General features: G+C 66.8%; 18 protein-coding genes. 12 read left to right on the top strand and 6 right to left on the bottom strand.

Annotation, left to right across the window (positions count from 1 at the left end):
• Positions 1 to 76: 76 nt before the first annotated feature.
• Positions 77 to 514, bottom strand: a complete 438-nt coding sequence (locus AWC18_RS11825; protein ID WP_064996573.1) for an Rv1443c family protein — start codon at positions 512 to 514, stop codon at positions 77 to 79.
• Between the two features lie 231 nt (positions 515 to 745).
• On the opposite strand from AWC18_RS11825, the gene AWC18_RS11820 reads away from it, so the two are divergent.
• From AWC18_RS11820 to AWC18_RS11810, 3 genes are read left to right on the top strand one after another with little or no spacing between them, the layout of a single operon-like run.
• Entirely contained in the window at positions 746 to 1,183 is a 438-nt protein-coding gene (locus AWC18_RS11820) for an MmpS family transport accessory protein (protein ID WP_207504708.1), read from the top strand.
• Positions 1,180 to 4,044 carry an MMPL/RND family transporter gene (locus AWC18_RS11815; protein ID WP_064996574.1) on the top strand — a complete coding sequence of 955 codons (2,865 nt, stop codon included), beginning with the start codon at positions 1,180 to 1,182 and terminating at the stop codon, positions 4,042 to 4,044. Before AWC18_RS11820 ends, AWC18_RS11815 begins: the two co-directional genes overlap by 4 nt.
• A gap of 4 nt (positions 4,045 to 4,048) precedes the next feature.
• Positions 4,049 to 4,657: a TetR/AcrR family transcriptional regulator gene (locus AWC18_RS11810; RefSeq protein ID WP_064996575.1), complete on the top strand. Its 609-nt coding sequence runs from the start codon at positions 4,049 to 4,051 to the stop codon at positions 4,655 to 4,657.
• Positions 4,658 to 4,666: 9 nt separating this feature from the next.
• On the opposite strand, the gene AWC18_RS11805 is transcribed toward AWC18_RS11810, so the two are convergent.
• Positions 4,667 to 5,248: a TetR/AcrR family transcriptional regulator gene (locus AWC18_RS11805; protein ID WP_082960927.1), complete on the bottom strand. Its 582-nt coding sequence runs from the start codon at positions 5,246 to 5,248 to the stop codon at positions 4,667 to 4,669.
• A 126-nt stretch (positions 5,249 to 5,374) separates the two neighbouring features.
• On the opposite strand from AWC18_RS11805, the gene AWC18_RS11800 reads away from it, so the two are divergent.
• From AWC18_RS11800 to AWC18_RS11775, 6 genes are all read left to right on the top strand, one after another.
• On the top strand, positions 5,375 to 5,836 hold the full coding sequence (locus AWC18_RS11800; RefSeq protein ID WP_064996576.1) for a hypothetical protein: 462 nt from the start codon (positions 5,375 to 5,377) through the stop codon (positions 5,834 to 5,836).
• Complete coding sequence (locus tag AWC18_RS11795; RefSeq protein ID WP_076047406.1) at positions 5,833 to 6,276, top strand: MmpS family transport accessory protein; 444 nt, start codon at positions 5,833 to 5,835, stop codon at positions 6,274 to 6,276. The genes AWC18_RS11800 and AWC18_RS11795 overlap by 4 nt, the downstream gene beginning before the upstream one ends.
• Positions 6,273 to 9,116 carry an MMPL/RND family transporter gene (locus tag AWC18_RS11790; protein WP_085138856.1) on the top strand — a complete coding sequence of 948 codons (2,844 nt, stop codon included), beginning with the start codon at positions 6,273 to 6,275 and terminating at the stop codon, positions 9,114 to 9,116. The genes AWC18_RS11795 and AWC18_RS11790 overlap by 4 nt, the downstream gene beginning before the upstream one ends.
• A gap of 80 nt (positions 9,117 to 9,196) precedes the next feature.
• Entirely contained in the window at positions 9,197 to 9,700 is a 504-nt protein-coding gene (locus tag AWC18_RS11785; RefSeq protein WP_085138855.1) for an SRPBCC family protein, read from the top strand.
• A 14-nt stretch (positions 9,701 to 9,714) separates the two neighbouring features.
• Positions 9,715 to 10,644: an oxidoreductase gene (locus AWC18_RS11780; protein ID WP_085138854.1), complete on the top strand. Its 930-nt coding sequence runs from the start codon at positions 9,715 to 9,717 to the stop codon at positions 10,642 to 10,644.
• Positions 10,645 to 10,710: 66 nt separating this feature from the next.
• The gene (locus tag AWC18_RS11775) at positions 10,711 to 12,168 is read left to right on the top strand and encodes an aldehyde dehydrogenase family protein (protein ID WP_085138853.1); all 1,458 of its coding nucleotides are present in this window, start codon (positions 10,711 to 10,713) and stop codon (positions 12,166 to 12,168) included.
• Positions 12,169 to 12,171: 3 nt separating this feature from the next.
• Here AWC18_RS11775 and AWC18_RS11770 read toward each other — a convergent pair whose 3' ends face one another.
• The gene (locus AWC18_RS11770; protein WP_085138852.1) at positions 12,172 to 14,220 is read right to left on the bottom strand and encodes an MMPL family transporter; all 2,049 of its coding nucleotides are present in this window, start codon (positions 14,218 to 14,220) and stop codon (positions 12,172 to 12,174) included.
• Positions 14,221 to 14,288: 68 nt separating this feature from the next.
• Between AWC18_RS11770 and AWC18_RS11765 the strand changes: the two genes are divergently transcribed.
• Positions 14,289 to 14,915 (top strand): hypothetical protein, encoded by a 627-nt coding sequence (locus AWC18_RS11765; protein WP_085138851.1) that lies wholly within the window; start codon positions 14,289 to 14,291, stop codon positions 14,913 to 14,915.
• A gap of 339 nt (positions 14,916 to 15,254) precedes the next feature.
• Here the strand turns inward: AWC18_RS11765 and AWC18_RS22340 are convergent, their stop codons facing one another.
• Positions 15,255 to 15,608, bottom strand: coding sequence for a maleylpyruvate isomerase N-terminal domain-containing protein (locus AWC18_RS22340; protein ID WP_085138849.1), 354 nt, complete (start codon positions 15,606 to 15,608; stop codon positions 15,255 to 15,257).
• Between the two features lie 218 nt (positions 15,609 to 15,826).
• On the opposite strand from AWC18_RS22340, the gene AWC18_RS11750 reads away from it, so the two are divergent.
• Positions 15,827 to 16,444: a TetR/AcrR family transcriptional regulator gene (locus AWC18_RS11750; RefSeq protein ID WP_234806509.1), complete on the top strand. Its 618-nt coding sequence runs from the start codon at positions 15,827 to 15,829 to the stop codon at positions 16,442 to 16,444.
• 5 nt (positions 16,445 to 16,449) lie between these two features.
• Here the strand turns inward: AWC18_RS11750 and AWC18_RS11745 are convergent, their stop codons facing one another.
• Positions 16,450 to 16,890: an Rv1352/Rv1906c domain-containing protein gene (locus AWC18_RS11745; protein ID WP_234806508.1), complete on the bottom strand. Its 441-nt coding sequence runs from the start codon at positions 16,888 to 16,890 to the stop codon at positions 16,450 to 16,452.
• 53 nt (positions 16,891 to 16,943) lie between these two features.
• Positions 16,944 to 17,585, bottom strand: a complete 642-nt coding sequence (locus AWC18_RS11740) for a class I SAM-dependent methyltransferase (protein WP_085138847.1) — start codon at positions 17,583 to 17,585, stop codon at positions 16,944 to 16,946.
• A gap of 54 nt (positions 17,586 to 17,639) precedes the next feature.
• Here AWC18_RS11740 and AWC18_RS11735 point away from each other — a divergent pair, with 54 nt between their 5' ends.
• Positions 17,640 to 18,443, top strand: a complete 804-nt coding sequence (locus AWC18_RS11735; protein ID WP_064996875.1) for a rhomboid family intramembrane serine protease — start codon at positions 17,640 to 17,642, stop codon at positions 18,441 to 18,443.
• Positions 18,444 to 18,551 lie beyond the last annotated feature (108 nt).

Raw genomic sequence — 18,551 nt, 5'->3', positions numbered from 1 at the left:
CTGAGTGTAGTAGTTGTGTCGCCGCGGCACCAGATAATTGTTTGACCAGCCGTATTCGCGTTGGCGGTGGCGCAGGCTATGCGAGGATGGCGGCGAGGGCGTGCCAGCGGCGGTGTCGATGAGCAAACATCAGCCGGACGAACGCGCGGGTGCCCCAGCCCCGGATGCCGTCATCGGTCTCGATCTCGTCGGTGTAGCGGCAGCGATGCTCGTCCAGGGCAGTGAAAGTCAGCCGATGGTTCCAGGTGCGCACCGGCCCGCCGTGCTCGTGCGTGTAGATCATCAGATCGTCGAGCTCTTTGATTTCGATGTGATGAGTCCACGCGGGGACGACCCCGAACCACCACAGCCGCGCTGACGCGGTGGTGCCCACCTCGAAATGTTCAGGGGTGGGCAGGGCGGGCAGCTTGAGCACAGGGGCCAGCACGAACTGCATCAACGCGGGCTTGCGCGCCAAGGCCGCGGCGCGTTGCGCAGAGATCGGCAGTTCGGTGCTCAGGGCTACGGTGCTCACGCTGACTTCTCCACGGCGCTCTCCATAGGTTGTCCCGCGACTTGCCGCCAGACTAGCCACGCTCGCGCGCGGGTGATGGTTCACGCGAAGCTCGCGCGCCGCACAACCTTCCGTGCCAGGTCGGCGGTGCGGTACAGTCCGTTGCGGTCCACGCGGAACTCGGGTTCCGCCGGCGTTTTTATGCGGCGCGATGGCCCTATCCCGGTGGTGGGCAAGGCAAGGAGATGGTGGGTGCTCGCTCGGCTCAAGAAGGCGTGGATACCCCTGCTTCTTGTCGTAGTGATCGCGCTGGGCGCCTATGTGGTGGTCCGCGTTCGCAACAGCTTCGGTGCGGGTGCGCGGACGGCGAGTTCCGAGGCGAACGCCGACGAGACGAAACCGTTCAACCCCAAACACATCACCTATGAACTGACGGCACCCTCGGGCGGCACCGTCAGCGTCAACTTCCTCGACGAGAACGGGCAGCCGCACCTCGTCGAAGACGCCCCCCTGCCTTGGTCGCACACCATCGTCACCACCCTGCCGTCGATGTCGGCCAACATCGTCGCTCAGGGAAACACCGCCATGGAGCATCTGCGCTGCCGGATCATCGTCGACGACAACGTCCGTGACGATCGCAGCATCGACGAGTACAAGCCCTTTATCTACTGCTTGGTGAAGTCGGTATGAGCAACCACCTGTCGCACCCGCCGCGGTCGCGCATCGCCCGGCTGCTCTGGGTCATGGCGGTGCCCATCATCGTCTTCTGGTTGCTGATCGCAGTCGGCACCACGGTGTTCACTCCCAAACTCGGGGTGGTGGCGGGCAAGCACTCGGTGCCGATGGCGCCGCTGGACGCGCCCGCCTACCAGGACATGATGACCATCGGTCACAAGTTCGAGGAGTTCGACACCGACTCCACGGCGATGGTCGTCCTCGAAGGCGACGACAAGCTCGGCGACAGCGCGCACGAGTACTACAACGAGATCGTCGCCCGACTCAAAGCCGACAAGCACGTGCAGAACGTGCAGGACTTCTGGAGCGATCCGCTGACCGCCGCCGGATCCCAGAGCCCGGACGGCAAAGCGGCCTACGTGCAGGTCTTCCTCGACGGCGCCCAGGGCACTACGCCCAGCCATGCGTCGGTGGCCGCGGTGCGCAAGATCGTCGAAGGGGTCCCGGCACCGCCGGGGGTGCAGGCCCACGTGGCCGGCAACACGGTGCTCAACACCGACACCCTGATCGCGGCCCACAACAGCATGGAACTGATGACGGCGGTCACCATCGGCGTCATCTTCGTGATGCTGTTGGTCATCTACCGTTCGCTGCGATCGGCGATCGTCGCGCTGATCCTGGTGCGGTTCGAGCTGTACGCGGCCGAGGGAATTGTGGCCACGGCCGGCAATCTCGACATCATCGGCCTGACCCCCTACGCGGTCAGCATGGTCACGATGCTGACCATCGCCGCGGGCACCGACTACTTCATCTTTCTGCTTGGCCGCTATCACGAAGCCAGATCCCGCGGCCAGGATCGCGAAGAGGCGTTCCACACCGCCTACAACGGCGTGGTGCACGTGATCGTGGGCTCGGGCCTGACCATCGTGGGGGCCACCCTGTGTCTGACCGCGACCAAGCTGCCGTACTTCCAGACCATGGGCGTGCCCTGCGCCATCGCCTTGGTGGCCACCATGGTGGCCGGCCTCACCCTGGCCCCGGCGGTGCTGGTGGTCGCGTCCAAGTTCGGCATCTTCGATCCCAAACGGGAAGTCTCCGAACGTGGTTGGCGTCGCATCGGCACCCTGGTGACGAGGTGGCCCAAGCCGATCATCGTGGTGACGACGTTCATCGCGGCGATCGGATTCCTGGCCCTGGCCACCTACGTGCCCAACTACAACGACCGGCACTTCACCCCGGAGACCATCGCCGCCAACGTGGCCCAAACAGCGGCCGAGCGGCACTTCTCCCAAGCCCGCATGAACCCCGAGCTGCTGATGGTGGATGCCGGCCATGATGTGCGCAACCCGGCGGACATGCTGGTGATCGACCGGATCGCCAAGAGCGTGTTCCACGAGCGGGGCATCGGACGGGTGCAGACCATCACGCGTCCGCTCGGCGCTCCGATCGAGCACAGTTCCATCCCGTTCCAGATCGCCATGCAGGCTTCCGGTCAGCTGCAGACCGCGAAGTTCATGAACGATTCCATGGCCTCGATGCTGGAGCAGGCCGACGAGATGGGCCGGACCGTGGCCACCATGGAGCACATGTACTCGATCATGTCGCAGGTCGTCGACAACACCCATGAGATGACCCTCCACATGCACGAGCTGCAGAGCGACATCGAGACCGTCCGCGAGCACGTCTCCGACTTCGACGACTTCTTCCGGCCACTGCGCAGCTACTTCTATTGGGAACCGCACTGTTTCGATATCCCCATCTGCGCCTCGACCCGGTCGATGTTCGACATGCTCGACGACGTCGACACGATGACCGATGACATGGGCACCACCATCAAAGACGTCGACCGGCTTGACGTTCTGATGCCGCAGATGCTCGAAGACCTGCCCAAGACCATCGACTCGATGAAGAAGATGCGCGGCTTCATGCTCGCGACCTACAGCTCGATGTCGGGGATCCAGCACCATCTGCAGGAGAACGCCGAAGGCTCAACCCTGATGGGCAAGTTCTTCGACGAGGCCAAAAACGACGACTCCTTTTATCTGCCACCGGAAGTCTTCGACAACCCCGACTTCATCCGGGGCCTGAAGATGTTCGTCTCACCGGACGGCCACGCCGTGCGATTCATCATCACCCACCAGGGCGACCCCGCTTCGGTGGAGGGGATCAAACACGTCCAGGGCATCCGGGAAGCCGTCGCAGACGCGGTGAAGGGAACGCCGCTGGAGGGCTCGAAGGTGTCGCTGGCCGGCACCGCCTCGATGTACAGCGACATGCAGGACGGCGTGAAGATCGACCTGATGATCGCCGGCCTGTCCACGCTGATCCTGATCTTCGCGATCATGCTGCTGATCACCCGCAGCCTGGTGGCGTCGCTGGTGATCGTGGGCACGGTGTTGGCGTCGCTGGGCACGGCGTGCGGGCTGTCCGTGCTGCTGTGGCAGGACATCCTGGGGCTGGGACTGCAGTGGATCGTGCTGCCGCTGACGGTGATCATCCTGCTGGCCGTCGGATCGGACTACAACCTGCTGCTGGTATCGCGACTCAAAGAGGAGATCGGGGCCGGCCTCAACACCGGAATCATCCGCGGTATGGGCGCTTCGGGTCGGGTGGTCACGGCGGCCGGCCTGGTGTTCGCGGCGACCATGGCCTCGATGATGGTCAGTGATCTGCGGGTGATCGGGCAGTTGGGCACCGCGATCGCGCTGGGACTGCTGGTCGACACGTTCATCGTGCGGGCTTTCATGACTCCGTCGATCGCCGCGGCGCTGGGCCGGTGGTTCTGGTGGCCGCTGAACACTTTCGCCATGCGCGACCGGCCGGCCCCTGAGCCGGCCGCCGACACCGCGCCGATCCCGCAGTCGACGACTGTGTGACGCCATGGAGTCCAGACTGCGGCATCGCACCGACGGGCGCCTGGACCGATCCCGAGACCCGGCGATCTTGGATGCCGCCCTGGCAGTGGTGTCGGAAAACGGTTACGACGCAGCCAATATGAACGACATCGCGGCTCGCGCAGGGGTGGGGAAGGCGGCCATCTACCGTCGCTGGTCCTCCAAAGCAGCCCTGGTCACCGACGCACTCATCTATTGGCGGCCCGACCTGCTCACCAGGGACACCCCCGACACCGGCAGTCTGGACGGCGACCTCGACGCCCTCGTCGAGCGGGTCGGGCGTAACGACGACGAGCCCTTTCCCAACGATCTGGTGTTGCGCGTCGCCCTGGAGGCGGCACACGATCCGGACCTGGCCGCTGCGGTCGACGATTTGGTGTTGGTCAAGGGCAAGGGCCTGCTCGCCAAGATCATTGCCCAGGCCGCGGCACGCGGAGAGATTGATCCCCAGCGGGATTGGTCACTGGTCGCCGACGCCCTCTTGGCGATGGGGCTGTTGCAGGTGGTCCGCGGCCAGCGGATCGACGCCTCCTTCGTCCGTCAGGTCATCGACACGCTGGTCCTGCCGGCGCTGCAGACCCCGCCCGGGGATTGAGGCCACCGGCTAGGGAGTCAGCGTCACGCCGCGTTCAAAGATCCGAGTCAGTGTCGGCACGATGCTGTGGCGCGGGACCGTCCCGCGTGCTGCCTCGCTGCATGCCTTGACCAACAGCCCGAACAGTGCGATCCGAATCCATTCCGCGCTGATGTCGGGGTCGAAGACGCCTTCTCGTTGTCCGCGGGTGATGAGGTCGAGGATCGGCGCGGAGTTCGGCCGGTCCTCAGCGGCGATGTCGCGCAGTACCGCGGGGTCGGCGAACAGGAACACGATCCGATCGCCTTCCGGTGCGAGCGCGGTGATGACGCGGCGCATCGCGTCGATCGCCGGACCCTCGGCAGTCGCCGCGGCGGCGAGGATGTCGCCGATGACCCGGATCGAATCCAGGGTGGCCGCGTAGATCAACCGCTCCCGGTCGGCGAAATAGCGGTGCAGGGTGGACCGGCCGACCTGCGCGGCGGCGGCGATCTCCGGCAGTGTGGCGGTACGGTCTCGGGCCAGCACCGATGCCGTCGCCTCCAGGATGGCTGCCCGGGTGCGGGCTTGCGCGCCGGTGAGTTCCGGGCCCTGCTCATTCACGATTCCCATGATAGCCACAGCATAGTCCCATAATGAGATGTTGACGTCTCATTACGGGACGAATAGCATTCCAAACCAGCTGCCGGGTCCGCCGGGGCCCGGCGGCTGCGAGCGACGGACGGGGGCTGGCTCGGCATGAACTGGAATATGTTCGGCACGAACTGGCGCCTGTTCGGCGATCTGGCCGCGGTCGCCTGCATCGCGCTGCTGGTCTCCGGCACCGGCCTGCTCCTCTACATCCGGCAACTGCGAAGCCGGCCTCCGCTGCCGATCAGTGAGGGAATCGGCGCCCGCCGGGCGGTGTTCACCAAACTTCGCACCCGCCAGCACCTGTCGCCCGACGAGTTGGAGTTCGCCACCCGTGCCGTCACCGAGCTGCGTTCCCCGCTGGCCTTCACCATTCCCGCCGCCATCTTCTCGCTGGGCTGCCTGTACGTGCTGGGCAGCCTGGAACAACTCCACGGCGCCACGCCCTCGGAACGGACATTCATCGGGGTGATTCCCATGTTCGGCGCGCTCAACACGACTGCCCAGATCCTGCGGGTCAGAAGGCTCAACAAGCTGCTCCCGGCGCCGTCGAAAGCGCAAGCCGAGTGAGGCCGCGGCCCACGCGCAGGTCGCTGCTGGCGCGCGCCTGGATGCCACTGGCCGCCGTCGTCGCGCTGAGCCTGGGCGGGCTGTCGATGTGGAAGGTCCACCAACTGTCCGCTCCGGGGCCGGTTCTGACCGTCAACCCGCCCCAAGCACCCGAACAGTTCACCCCCAAGAAGCTCACCTATGAGGTTTTCGGCGCCGCGGGCGACGGCGCACTGCTGTCTTACGTCGATATCGATGGCCATCCCCACACGGTCGGGTTGAATGCCCTGCCCTGGACCCATGAGGAGACGACGATGCTGAGCGTGGTGTCCGGCAGCCTCTCGGTACAGGTGCGCGGCGACTACGTCGGTTGCCGGATCCTGGTCGACGGCGTGATTCGAGACGAGCACACCAACAACCGTGAGAACGCCGACATCACCTGCCGAGTGAAGTCCGCATGAGTGAACATCGCCAGAAGCGGCCTCTGGTAGCGCGTGTGGTCCGCGCGCTGGCGATACCGATCGTCGTGTTCTGGGGTCTGCTGGCCATGGCCACGAACACCTTTGTGCCGCAGGTGGAGAGGGTCGCCGAGGAGCTCGCCGGGCCGATGGTGCCGACGTATGCGCCCTCGCAGGCCGCGATGCTGGCGATCGGCGAGAAGTTCGAAGAGTCCGACAGCACCAGCATGACCATGCTGGTGCTGGAAGCCGACCGCCCGCTGGCCGCCGAAGACCACCGCTACTACGACGAACTGGTGCGCACACTGCGCGCCGACACCGACCACGTCCAGTACGTCATGGACACCTGGGGCAAACCGATCACCGCAGCCGGCGCCCAGAGCCTCGACGGCAAGGCCGCGTACGTGTTGCTGCGCCTGGCCGGCGACATCGGCCAGATGCAGGCCAACGACTCCGTAGCCGCCGTGCGGCACACCGTCGCGACATCGGATCCACCGGCGGGCCTGAAGGTCTATGTCAGCGGTGCGGCACCGCTGGCCGCCGACACAGTGGCGACGGCGAATTCGAGCCTGAACAACATCACGATCGCCACGATCTTCCTGATCATCTTCATGCTGCTGCTGGTGTACCGCTCCTTCACCACCATGCTGGTGCCGCTGTTCGGGGTGCTGATCCTGATGCTGGCCGCCAAGGGGGTGATCGCGACTCTGGGGCACCTCGGCTTCATCGAGCTGTCGTCGTTTGCGGTGAACATGGTCGTCTCACTGACGCTGGGTGCGGGCACCGACTACGGCATCTTCCTGATGGGCCGCTACCACGAGGCGCGACTGAACGGCGAAAGCCGAGAAGACGCGTATTACACGGCCTATCGGGGCGTTTCGCACGTGATCCTGGGCTCCGGCCTGACGATCGCCGGTGCGGCCTTCTGTCTGAGCTTCGCGCGGTTGAACTACTTCAACACGATGGGGCCGGCGGTGGCCATCAGCATGGTGTTGACGGTCGTGGGCGCATTGACGCTCGCCCCGGCGATCCTGAGCGTGGGCAGCCTGTTCGGCCTGTTCGATCCGAGGCGCACCGCCAAGGCGCGGCTGTATCGCCGGATTGCGACCAGCGTGGTGCGCTGGCCCAAGCCGATCCTCACCGCCAGTGCCGCGGCGGTGACGGCCGGCGCGGTGTTTGCGCCGACCTACCAGGTCAGCTTCGACGATCGCACCTATCAGCCGCACAACTCCGCTGCCAACCTGGGATTCGCCGCCGCCGACCGGCATTTCGCCAAGAGCAAGCTGTTCTCCGAGATGCTGATGGTCGAGTCTGATCACGACATGCGCAACTCGGCGGACTTCATCTCGCTGGACCGGGTGGCCAAGGCGCTGATCCGCCTACCCGGGGTCGCGATGGTGCAGAGCATCACCAGGCCGATGGGACGCCCCCTCGAGCACGCCTCGCTGCCCTACCTGTTCACCATGCAGGGCAGCGCCAACGGCCAGCAACTGCCGTTCACCCGGGAACAGAACGCCAACACCGACAAGCAGGCCCAGATCATGGGGCACACCGTCGAGGTGCTGCAGACCACGATCGCGTTGACCCAGAGGCTGGCCGACGAAATGCATGCCACGGTGTTGACCATGGAGGAGATGCAGTCCCTCACCGAGCAGATGGATGAGGAGCTGTCCAACCTGGACGACTTCATGAGGCCGATCCGCAGCTATTTCTATTGGGAGCCACACTGTTACGACATCCCGGTCTGCTGGGCGTTCCGGTCGTTGTGGGACATGATGGACAGCGTCGACAAGCTGGCGGAGAACATCAGGGATGCCGTGACATCGCTGGAAGTCGTCGACTCACTGCTCCCGCAGATGGTCGCGCAACTGAACATCATGGCCGACGATCAGATCGCCCTGCGGTCGCTGATCGTCAACACCTACGGCCCCTCCAGTATTCAGGCCGAGAACACCGACCAGACGTTCGACGACATGATCAATGTGGGCAATGACTTCGACGCCTCTCGCAGCGACGACTTCTTCTACATACCCCGACCGGCCTTCGACAACGAGGACATCAAGACCGGCATGCAGCTGATGATGTCGCCCGACGGCAAGGCCGCGCGATTCATCGTCACCCATGAGGGCAACGCGATGGGGCCCGAGGGCATCGAACATGTCGAGAAGTTTCCCGACGCCATCAAGATCGCGCTGAAGGAGACCTCGCTGGCCGGTGCGAAGATCTACATCGGCGGATCCGGGTCCAACAACAAAGACATTCAGCAGTACTCACGATCGGATCTGCTGATCGCCGCGATCGCCGCCTTCGTGCTGATCTTTCTGATCATGTTGGTGATCACGCGGAGCCTGGTGGCTGCGTTGGTGATTCCGGGAACGGTGGCGTTCTCCTATGCCGGGGCCTTCGGGCTGTCGGTGTTGATCTGGCAGCATCTGATCGGGCTGCATCTGCACTGGCTGATCCTGCCGTTGACGTTCATCATCCTGGTGGCGGTCGGTTCGGACTACAACCTGTTGTTGATCGCGCGGCTGAAAGAGGAACTTCCGGCCGGGTTGAACACCGGGCTGATCCGGGCGCTGGGCAGCACCGGCGGGGTGGTGACCTCGGCGGGGCTGGTGTTCGCCTTCACCATGCTGGCCATGCTCGCCAGCGATCTGCGCACCATCGGCCAGGTCGGCTCCACGGTCTGTATCGGCCTGTTGCTCGACACCCTGATCGTGCGGTCGTTCATCGTGCCGTCGCTGGTGCGCATCTACGGGCCGTGGTTCTGGTGGCCGACGATCGTGCGGCAACGGCCACTGCGGGCGCGGCCAGAAGCGGTCACTGCGGTCGCATCGCGCTGACGGCCGGAGTACAAATTGATCAACCCGCTGAGTGCGCGGACCGCCTCGTAGGCCATGGAAAGGAACGGCAATTGTCTCGGATGCATCCGTGTGAGCGGGTCGGTCTCGATTTCCTCGAGCGCGCACCGCAGCGATTCAGCAACAGCGTTGATCTGGCGGTGACCCCCGACGAGATCTGGGAGGTGCTGGCCGACGCCGAAGCCTGGCCGCACTGGGCCAGCGTCATCACCAACGTGACCTGGACCAGCCCCGAACCGCACGGAATCGGCACCACCCGCACCGTCGACATGCGGGGAGGCATCGTCGGAGACGAAGAATTTCTGGCCTGGGAACCGGGACGGCACATGGCCTTTCGATTCAACGCCGCTTCGACCTCGGCGCTGGCGGTGTTCGTCGAGGACTACCTCATCGAACCCACGCCGCAGGGTTGCCGGCTCACCTGGACCCTGGCGAATCGGTTGACCGGCCCGGCCGGCTGGGCGGCTCCGGTCAGCGGACCACTGATGAACCTGGCGTTCCGCCGCTTCCTGTCCAACCTGCGGCGCTACACCGACCAGCGTTTCGCGACGGCGGGCCGCGGCTGAGGCGGCCGGCCCAGATGGGTGCGGCGCACTGGACGCTGCAGCAGGGTTCACCCCAGACCGGACGGACGGCGGTCGTGACCGGTGCCAACACCGGGGTGGGCCTCGAGGTCGCGCGGGGACTGGCGGCCCTGGGTGCCACGGTCGTGCTGGCCTGCCGCAACACCGCCGCGGCAGACGCCGCCCGGGCCGACATTCTGCGATCGGCTCCGGGCGCGCGCATCGACGTGGTCCACCTCGACGTCAGTGACCTGGCGTCGGTACGGGCGTGCGCGGATGAGCTGCGGGCCCGCTACCCCGTCATCGACATCCTGGTCAACAACGCCGGTGTCATGCACCAGCGGCGGCAGCTGACTGTCGACGGCTTCGAGGGTGACTTCGGCACGAACTTCCTTGGGCCCTTTGCCCTGACGGGTCTGCTGCTCGATCGCGTGCTGGCCGCTGAGGCCGGACGGATCATCGCGGTGAGCAGCAAGACCCACCGCAGCGGCCGGATCGCGTTCGACGATCTGCAGTTGGCGGTGTCGTTCACGCCGGCGGTGGCCTACACCCAGTCCAAGCTCGCCCAGTTGATGGCCACCTACGAATTGCAGCGACGGTTGGAGGCGGCCGGCAGTCGGGCGATCGCGTTGGCGGCCCACCCCGGTGGCACCCGCACCTCGATCCTGCGCGAGCAGTCCAGGGCGGTCCGGTGGGTGTTCAACAGCCGGTCGCGTTTTGTGACGGGCTGGTTCACGCAGGGTCCTGCCGAGGGGGCGCTGCCGATGTTGCGGGCCGCGACGGACCCCACCGCCGCCGGGGGTCAGTTCTACGGCCCCGGTGGGCGTTTCGAGCAGATCGGCCCTCCGGTGATGGTGCGGGCCGCCGGCCGGGCCTGTGACGTCGACGCGCAGCAGCGGCTGTGGACGGTCGCCGAAGAGCTGACCGGCGTCACCTACCACTGTTGACCGCCGCGCGTCGCAGATGCTAAGCAGGTGCACAGCATCAGCCGTCGTGACCAAAGGACCCGCCAAATGACAGTGCAGTCGGTGATCGAAGATCTCTCCAAGCGCCCCGGTACCGGTGACGTCATCCCCGTGATAGACCCGGCCACCGAAGAGCAGATCACCGAGTTCCGCGACGCCGGCGCCGAAGCCGTCGATGAAGCAGTCGCCCGCGCCAAAGCGGCCTACCAGTCCGGTGTGTGGACCGACCTCCCGGCCCGCCAGCGCGCCAAGGTGCTGTGGCGGCTCGCTGATCTGATGGATGAGCACGCGGCGGAGTTCGCCGAGCTGGAGTCCCTGGACGCCGGCATGCCGCCGGTCCAGGCCGAGATGATCGTGTCCACCTGCGCAGAGTTCTTCCGCTACTACGCGGGCTGGTGTACCAAGCTCAACGGCAGCAGCTACCAGGTTCAGATGGAGGGCGGGGTCAACAGCACGCACGCCAATTTCCACGCCTACACCCACAAGGAGCCGTACGGCGTCGTCGGCCTGATCTACCCGTGGAACGGCCCGCTGTTCAACGCCTGCGCCAAGGTCGCTCCGGCGCTGGCGGCCGGCTGCAGCAGCGTCGTCAAGCCGGCCGAGGAGACACCGCTGACCGCGGTGCTGCTGGAGCGGCTGATCGCACAGGCCGGGGTTCCCGACGGTGTCACCAACTTCGTCCACGGCTACGGCGCCACCGCCGGCGCGGCGATCACCGCCCACCCCGATGTCGAGAAGGTCGCCTTCACCGGCTCGACGGAGGTCGGCAAGGAGATCATGCGCAACGCCGCGGACAGCCTGAAGAAGGTCACCCTCGAGCTGGGCGGCAAGTCGCCGGTGCTGATCTACGAGGACGCCGATCTGGACATGGCGATCATGATGGCCTCGATGGGCATCTTCGTGCACTCCGGCCAGGGCTGTGTGTGCGGTTCGCGAGTCTTCGTGCAGCGCAGCGTCTATGAGCGCGTGGTGGCCGGCATCGCGATGATCGGAGACAACCTGGTGCTGGGCGGTCCCAAGGACGAAGGCGCCATGATCAGCCCGCTGGTCAGCCAGCGGCAGCTCGACCGCGTCCTGGGCTACATCGACCAGGGCCGCAAGGACGGTGTGGAGATCGTCAGCGGCGGTTACCGACTCGACCGCAAGGGCTACTTCATCAAGCCCACCGTGGTCACCGGTGTCGACCCGGCCACTTCCCGGTTGTACCGGGAGGAGATCTTCGGCCCGGTCGTGACGATCCTGCCGTTCGACGACGACGACGAGGCCATCGCGATGGCCAACGACACGAACTACGGCCTGGCGGCCACCGTGTGGACCACCAACCTGGCCCGCGCCCACAATCTGGGCAAGCGGCTGCAGGCGGGCATGGTGGGGCTGAACTGCCAGCTGACCTTCGACCACAACGTGCCCTTCGGCGGCTACAAGCAGTCCGGCCTCGGCAAGGAGTTCGGCTACGAGGGCATCGACGGCTATCTCAAGACGAAGTCGATCTGGGCGGCACTGTAGATCTCAGCGCGGCGGCGTCGGCCACCAGACCCGATCGCCGATCAGCGCGAACAGCGCGGGAATCACCAGGGTGCGAACGACGAACGTGTCCAACAGAATTCCCAGGCCGACGATGATGCCCAGCTGGGTCAACACGATCAACGGCAGCACTCCGAGCACGCAGAACACCGCTGCCAACACGATGCCCGCACTGGTGATGACTGCGCCGGTGGCCGACACCGCGCGCACCATGCCGTCGCGGGTGCCGTGCGCGGGAGTCTCCTCGCGGGCGCGGGTCACCAGGAAAATGGTGTAGTCCACGCCCAGCGCCACCAGAAACAGGAACGCGAACAGGGGAGTGCTGTAGTCCAGCGCCGGGAATCCGAACAGGTGCAGGCTGGCCCAGCCCCCCAGCCCGAGGGCCGCGAGCGCGCTGAGCACCGTCGCCGCCACCAGAACCGGCGGCGCCAGCACCGCCCGAAGCAGCAGGAACAACACGGCCAGCACCACCAACAGGATCAGCGGGATCAGCACCGTGCGGTCACGCACCGCCGCGTCGCGCACATCGAGGGCCTGCGCGTCGGCGCCGCCCACCAACGTGCGGGAATCCACCGCACCCACGGAATCACGCAGTCCGGCAACGGCATCAAAAGCCGCATCAGTCCCCGGTGCGGCGTCGAGCACCACCGACCACATGGTCCGCCCGGTCTCGGACACACCCGTCTCGGTCACCGAGACGACGCCCGGGACGGCGGTGATCGCCTGCTTGAGTTGGGCAGACCGGACGGTGGGGCCGATCACGATGGCCGGACTGGCCGCCCCTTCGGGAAAGTGCGCCGCCAGCGTGTCGAATCCGGTCACCGAGTCGGCCTGTACCCGGAACTGCTCGGTCTGCGACAACCCGATTCCGGTGCCCAGCAGCCCGGTGGCCGACACCGCCAAGACGGCGACCGCCGCCGTGCACACCAGTGCCGGGCGGCGCGAGACGGCGGCGGCCACGCGGTGCCACGCTCCGGTGGGCGTGCTCGCCTCGGCCGTGGCCCGGGGAATGAACGGCCAGAACACCTTCCGGCCGGCCAACGCCAGCAGCGGGGGCAGGAGCAGCAGCACGAATACCGCGGCCACCAACAGCCCGCAGCTGGCGCAGATCCCGAGACTGCGGGTGCTCGGGGTGACCGCCAAGACCAACGTCAGCAGCGCGAGGACCACGGTGGCGTTGCTGGCCAGGATCGCCGGGGCGGCCGCGGCCACCGCACGGGCCAGTGCGGTGCGGTGTTCGGGTTCGGCGCGCAGTTCTTCGCGATAGCGCGAGATCAGCAGCAGCGCATAGTTGGTCCCGGCCCCGAAGACCAGGACGCTGGTGATGCCCGCGGTGGAGCCGTCCAGTGTCACGCCCGCGGCGCGCGCGACCTCAGAGCCCACCACGGTGGCCACCCGGTCGGCGAACCCGATCACCATCAACGGTATGAGCCACAGCACGGGCGAGCGGTAGGTGACGATCAGCAGCAGCGCCACCACCAATGCGGTGACCGCCAACAAGGTGATGTTGGCGCCGGTGAACGCGTCGGCGATGTCGGCGCCGAACGCCGGACCGCCGGTGACGTGGGTCGACAGCGTCGGCGGCAACCCGTCGGCGGCGGCCGCGCGCAGGGCTTTGACCACATCGGTGAGCTCGAAACCGGACAACTCGGCATTCAGCGGCACCGTGGCCAGCGCCGCCTGGCCGTCGGTGGACGGCACTACCGGCGGACCCGGGCCGGCGAGCACATCGGGCACCTGCGCCATACGGTCTCGGGCAGCGTTCACGGCCACCAGATCGGCCGGAGTCAGTGGCGCGCCGTCGGTGCGGGTGGCGACCAGCAGCACGGTCGCCTGCTCGCCCCCGGCGAAGGTGGACAGCGCCGCGGCCGCGCGAGCCGATTCCGCGCTGGCCGGCAGTGACTGGGGCGACTGAGTCGCGTCGTCATTGCCGTTGCTCAGTGCCATCAGCGCGCCGGCGATCAGGAGTGGAACCAGCGCGACGAGCCAGGAACGGCGGCCGGTGACTACGGCGGACAAGCGCTTCCACAGCATTCGGGGAGCATGGCATCCAAACACCGACCGAACAACCGAAAGCGCCCTGATCGCCTACTGTGAGGCACGTGACCGGCAGTGCGAAGACGGCGATCTCACGCCGCATCTTCCTGCGTGGGGCCGCCTGGTCGGTGCCGGTCTTCGGCGCGGCGTTGGCCGGCCCGCGTGCGCTGGCCGCGCCGGCCGGCTCACCCGCGTGCGGCGATCCATACGCGGCGATCGACAACTGCGGTGTGGAATTGCCGGAGGAATTCAGCTGGACCAGCTTCTCCACCACCAGGGCGATCGGCGGTGGCACCAACTATTCCATTCAGTTCACCACCAGGATTCAGCCCGGCCCGCCGGTACCGGCCGAAGCCACCGGCTACCGCATCGACAGCCTCAGTGTCGCCGGCACCAGGCCCGACGGTTCCCCGTTTTCGGTGGTGCCGTCGATCGGGGAGACCGGCGAGCGGGCCATCTGGATCAGGACTCTTGACTCTTCGCTCGGTTTCGTGCTGGACGTGCCCTGGGATGCCAAGCAGTTGGTCCGCACGTTCGCCTACACCTTCAACGTGGTCTACCTCAATTTATCCACCGAGATTCAAACCTGTACCTACGTGACGACGATGCAACTCGCCAACAACGGAGCCGTCAACGGCGGGGTCGGATCGGTGGCATTCTCGCCGCCGCGGCTGACCTCCTGCGGAGTCTGAGGTCAGCGGGGCGGGATCGGCTGATCGTCGTCGCGGTGGCCGAAAACGCCGAAGCCGTCGACCAGTCGCGCCGACGGGGCAGGGGACCAGTCCCAGTCCGCGATCTGACGACGGGAGCGGCGGCTGAACAGGCCGCGCAGCAGCTCATAACCGTCGGCCCGCAGCTCGGTGACGGATTCGCCCGAACCGCAACGCCATTGCTGCCCCAGCTCATCGGTGATCACCAGGGCGTCGGTGTCGGGCAGGTGCCGGCCGGGTGTACGAGCCAGGGCGTCGAGGAACAGCTGCCAGTGCTCGCGGTCAATGCGCGTCAGGCCCAGTGCCTCGCGCAGGTCCGCCTCATGGCAGATCGCGTCGGCGGCGAGGTTGGGTCCGGCGAACCGCTCCGGCAGGCTCGCCTCGACTGCCGGGGAGGCGCGCTCCCACTCCTCGAGCAGGGCGTGGACCGGACGGTCGCGACGTTCGGCGACGTGCCGTGCGGTCCAGGACTGTCCCGGCGCGCCGTCGAGTCGCTGCGCCACCGGTGAGGTGGGCCAGGACCTCGCGCACCGACCATTCCGGGGTCGCCGGAACCACGAGGTTCAACTGGTCCTCACTGAGTCCGGCGGCCAGGGCGCTGACCCTGCCGCGGGCGGCCCGGTAGACGGCGTCAAGCAAGGGAGCCTCCTGTGGGTGTCGGGAACCAGTGCGCATCCGACGATACAGCGGAGTTAAGAAAAATAAGAGTATCTTGGCGTAACAGTAAGACTGTCGGGCCCGCTCAGCGCGGGAGCAACGGCGACACCGCTCAAGTCGGTTAGCTGTACGGCTGTAAACATACGTATGTAACGCTAAAAATGCCAGGTCATCTTGCGCGCAAGATGTTTGCAGAACACGAGTGGGGACAACTAACACACCGTTAGGATCACCGCGTGCCCACTCACCCCCGTCGGCGCAATCTGCGCGGCCGCGGCGCGCTGCTGCGCGACGAGATCCTGGCTGCCGCGGTGCGGGTCATCGACAGCGCCGAGAGTGAGGCGGAGGTTTCGCTGCGTCGCATCGCCAGGGAGGCCGGCATAGCCGCCCCCTCGGTGTACGCACACTTCGACGACTTGGAGCGGGTGCTCGAGGCCGTCGCCGAGTCCAGCTGGGATCAGGTCTCCGATGAGATCGCCGAATACATCCAGCGGGCCACTGACCCGCGGGAACGCCTGCTCATCGGGTGCCGCGTCTATGTGTCGTTCGCCGAGCGCCACCCCCTGCGCTACGCCCTGATGACCCAGGACGGTCACGCTCCGCCGGCGGCTCGGCGAGCACTGGCCGCGGTCACCAGAGGGTTGCTGGCGTGCCGCGGGGAGACGCCGGAGTCGGCGTCGGATCCCGATTCCGACCGGATCGCGGCGGCGTTGTCGGTGGCGCTGCACGGCGTCGCGATGCTGCATCGCACCGACACCCCGAACCTGTGGCTCAGCGATTTCAGCACCGACGAGGTGATCGGAACGCTCGTCGACGGCGCAACATTGCTGCTCGCCGAGGCCGAACGAGTCTGAGCGGGCTAGCCGCCGGGGGCCGGGGCCGGCGGCCGCGCCTGGGGCACGAAGCCCTTCAGCACATCGGGCAGGCCCACCGACTGCTGCGGTACCGGCGCGCAGGTGGGCGGGCATTGGGCCAGTTGCCAGGTCTGGCAGCGGTCGGTCCGGAACGCGGTGTCGCTCGCCTCGATCAGCACGACCTGTGGCTTCTTGGTCATCGCACTGTCGAGCGTCTTGTCGCCGCCGATGCGGCGCCAATAGCAGGCGGCGCCGTCCCGGGGCCCGTCGGAGCGGTAGGTGCCCGGCACGATGTCCTTACCGACCGCGAAGGTGCCGTCGCCGTCGATCACCTGCTTGGGTGCGGGCGGGGGAGGAGGGGCCGGATCAGCCCCGGCGACACCGGAGGCACCCAACCAGGTCACCAGCGCGATCGCCGTCGTCCCGGCCAGCTTCATCGATCTCATACCTAACGAAGGTACCGCGCAGGGTCAACCGCGGCTGGGCCGTCGCCGGCGACTTACGGTTTGACGCCGACCGTGATCAGATCCGACACGACCAGCGTCCAGGCCGGCCGCGCCACGCGATGCTGATCGGCAACGGTGAAACCGGCGTCGGTGAACAGGGCGCGCATCTCGCGGGGCGTCGGCTGCCGCGCCGGATTCCAGCGGATCCCGGTCAGCTCCTTGAGCGGGTCGGACAGCCGGGGGCTCATCCCCGTGACCGCTGCCATCCCGCCCGGCGCCAACACCCGGTAGAACTCGCGCACCGCGGCCGGCTGATTGAAGAAGTGAAACGCCGAGCTGGTGACCACCGCGTCAAGCGCGCCGTCTTCGAAGGGCAGCTGTTCGGCGGGCCCGGTCAGCCACTGCACGCGCGACGAGCGCTCCCGCGCCTCATTGAGCATGCCGTCGGACATGTCCACCCCGAAGACCGCCTCGGGAGACAGCTCACGTTCGATGCGGTCAGCCAGGATGCCGGTGCCGCAGGCGATGTCGGCGACCCGGGCCGGCCGGTGCGACCGGAGCGCGGCAATCAGCTCGTCCTGAGCCGGCCGATAGACCCAACGCTGCAGAAACCGGGCGTCATAGGCCGGAGCGGCGAAGCTCCAAAACCGGGTGACGGTGTCATTGAACGCCTGGCGCGGAGCTTGCGACGACATGGTGTGAAATCTACCGGCAGCGTTCGGGAAATCGCGCTCTGAGAAGGTATAGCCATGACCGTCTGCTACCGGCATCCCGACCGGGCCACCGCCCTGAGTTGTACCCGCTGTGGGCGCTATATCTGCGGCGACTGCATGCGAGCCGCCGCCGTCGGCCAGCATTGCGTGGACTGCTCCCAGGCCGGTGGCGCGCCGGTGCGGCGCCGGGCTACCGCCCCGATGTCCCGCGTCATGAGCCACACGCCGGTGGTCACCTACGGCCTGATCGCGTTGAGCGTGCTGGCGTTCGTCGGCCAGCTGTCCTCGCACGAGCTGCAGGCCGCGTTGGTGCTCTGGCCGCCGGCGGTGGCTGACGGCCAGGTCTATCGACTGATCACCTCGGCGTTCCTGCACTACGGCGCCTTGCATCTGCTGCTCAACATGTGGGCGCTCTACGTGGTGGGGCCCGCGCTGGAAAGCCGGCTCGGCCGACCGCGCTATATCGCGCTGTACCTGTTCAGTGCACTCGGCGGTTCGGTCACCGTCTATCTGCTGGCGCCCCTGACCACCGCCACGGCCGGTGCCTCGGGTGCCATTTTCGGGCTGTTCGGCGCCGCCCTGATCATCGGCCGACGGCTGAACGTCGACGTGGGGTGGATCGCGGCCCTGATCGTCATCAACCTGGTCTTCACCTTCGCCGTGCCGAACATCAGCTGGCAGGGCCACGTCGGCGGCCTGATCACCGGGGTGGTGATCGCGTGCGCCTACGCCTACCCGCCACTGGGCGACCGGGACCGGCTCCAGGCCGCCGCCGGCGTGCTGCTCCTGGCGCTGTTCATCGCGCTGATCTGGTGGCGCACTGCCGAATTGGTCTACTGATCGCGAGCGTGTCATCCGGTCCAGAAGCCTGATCGCCCCCTAAGCTTTCGTTGGTCCACCAGCGAGAGGATCGACCAATCGGCGCCTACGGCGACCATCATGTGAGTC

The sequence above is a fragment of the Mycolicibacter nonchromogenicus genome (assembly GCF_002101775.1).
Classification (GTDB): domain Bacteria; phylum Actinomycetota; class Actinomycetes; order Mycobacteriales; family Mycobacteriaceae; genus Mycobacterium; species Mycobacterium nonchromogenicum.
This window is presented reverse-complemented; position numbering and strand designations above follow the sequence as displayed.

Bases quoted from the DNA above. Each gene is read 5' to 3' on its own strand.
- AWC18_RS11785 (WP_085138855.1), top strand. From the start codon at position 9,197: ATGCATCCGTGTGAGCGGGTCGGTCTCGATTTCCTCGAGCGCGCACCG.
- AWC18_RS11800 (WP_064996576.1), top strand. From the start codon at position 5,375: ATGAACTGGAATATGTTCGGCACGAACTGGCGCCTGTTCGGCGATCTG.
- AWC18_RS11780 (WP_085138854.1), top strand. From the start codon at position 9,715: ATGGGTGCGGCGCACTGGACGCTGCAGCAGGGTTCACCCCAGACCGGA.
- AWC18_RS11805 (WP_082960927.1), bottom strand. From the start codon at position 5,248: ATGGGAATCGTGAATGAGCAGGGCCCGGAACTCACCGGCGCGCAAGCC.
- AWC18_RS11790 (WP_085138856.1), top strand. From the start codon at position 6,273: ATGAGTGAACATCGCCAGAAGCGGCCTCTGGTAGCGCGTGTGGTCCGC.
- AWC18_RS11810 (WP_064996575.1), top strand. From the start codon at position 4,049: ATGGAGTCCAGACTGCGGCATCGCACCGACGGGCGCCTGGACCGATCC.
- AWC18_RS11745 (WP_234806508.1), bottom strand. From the start codon at position 16,890: ATGAGATCGATGAAGCTGGCCGGGACGACGGCGATCGCGCTGGTGACC.
- AWC18_RS11740 (WP_085138847.1), bottom strand. From the start codon at position 17,585: ATGTCGTCGCAAGCTCCGCGCCAGGCGTTCAATGACACCGTCACCCGG.
- AWC18_RS11735 (WP_064996875.1), top strand. From the start codon at position 17,640: ATGACCGTCTGCTACCGGCATCCCGACCGGGCCACCGCCCTGAGTTGT.
- AWC18_RS11770 (WP_085138852.1), bottom strand. From the start codon at position 14,220: ATGCTGTGGAAGCGCTTGTCCGCCGTAGTCACCGGCCGCCGTTCCTGG.
- AWC18_RS11815 (WP_064996574.1), top strand. From the start codon at position 1,180: ATGAGCAACCACCTGTCGCACCCGCCGCGGTCGCGCATCGCCCGGCTG.
- AWC18_RS22340 (WP_085138849.1), bottom strand. From the start codon at position 15,608: ATGCGCACTGGTTCCCGACACCCACAGGAGGCTCCCTTGCTTGACGCC.
- AWC18_RS11775 (WP_085138853.1), top strand. From the start codon at position 10,711: ATGACAGTGCAGTCGGTGATCGAAGATCTCTCCAAGCGCCCCGGTACC.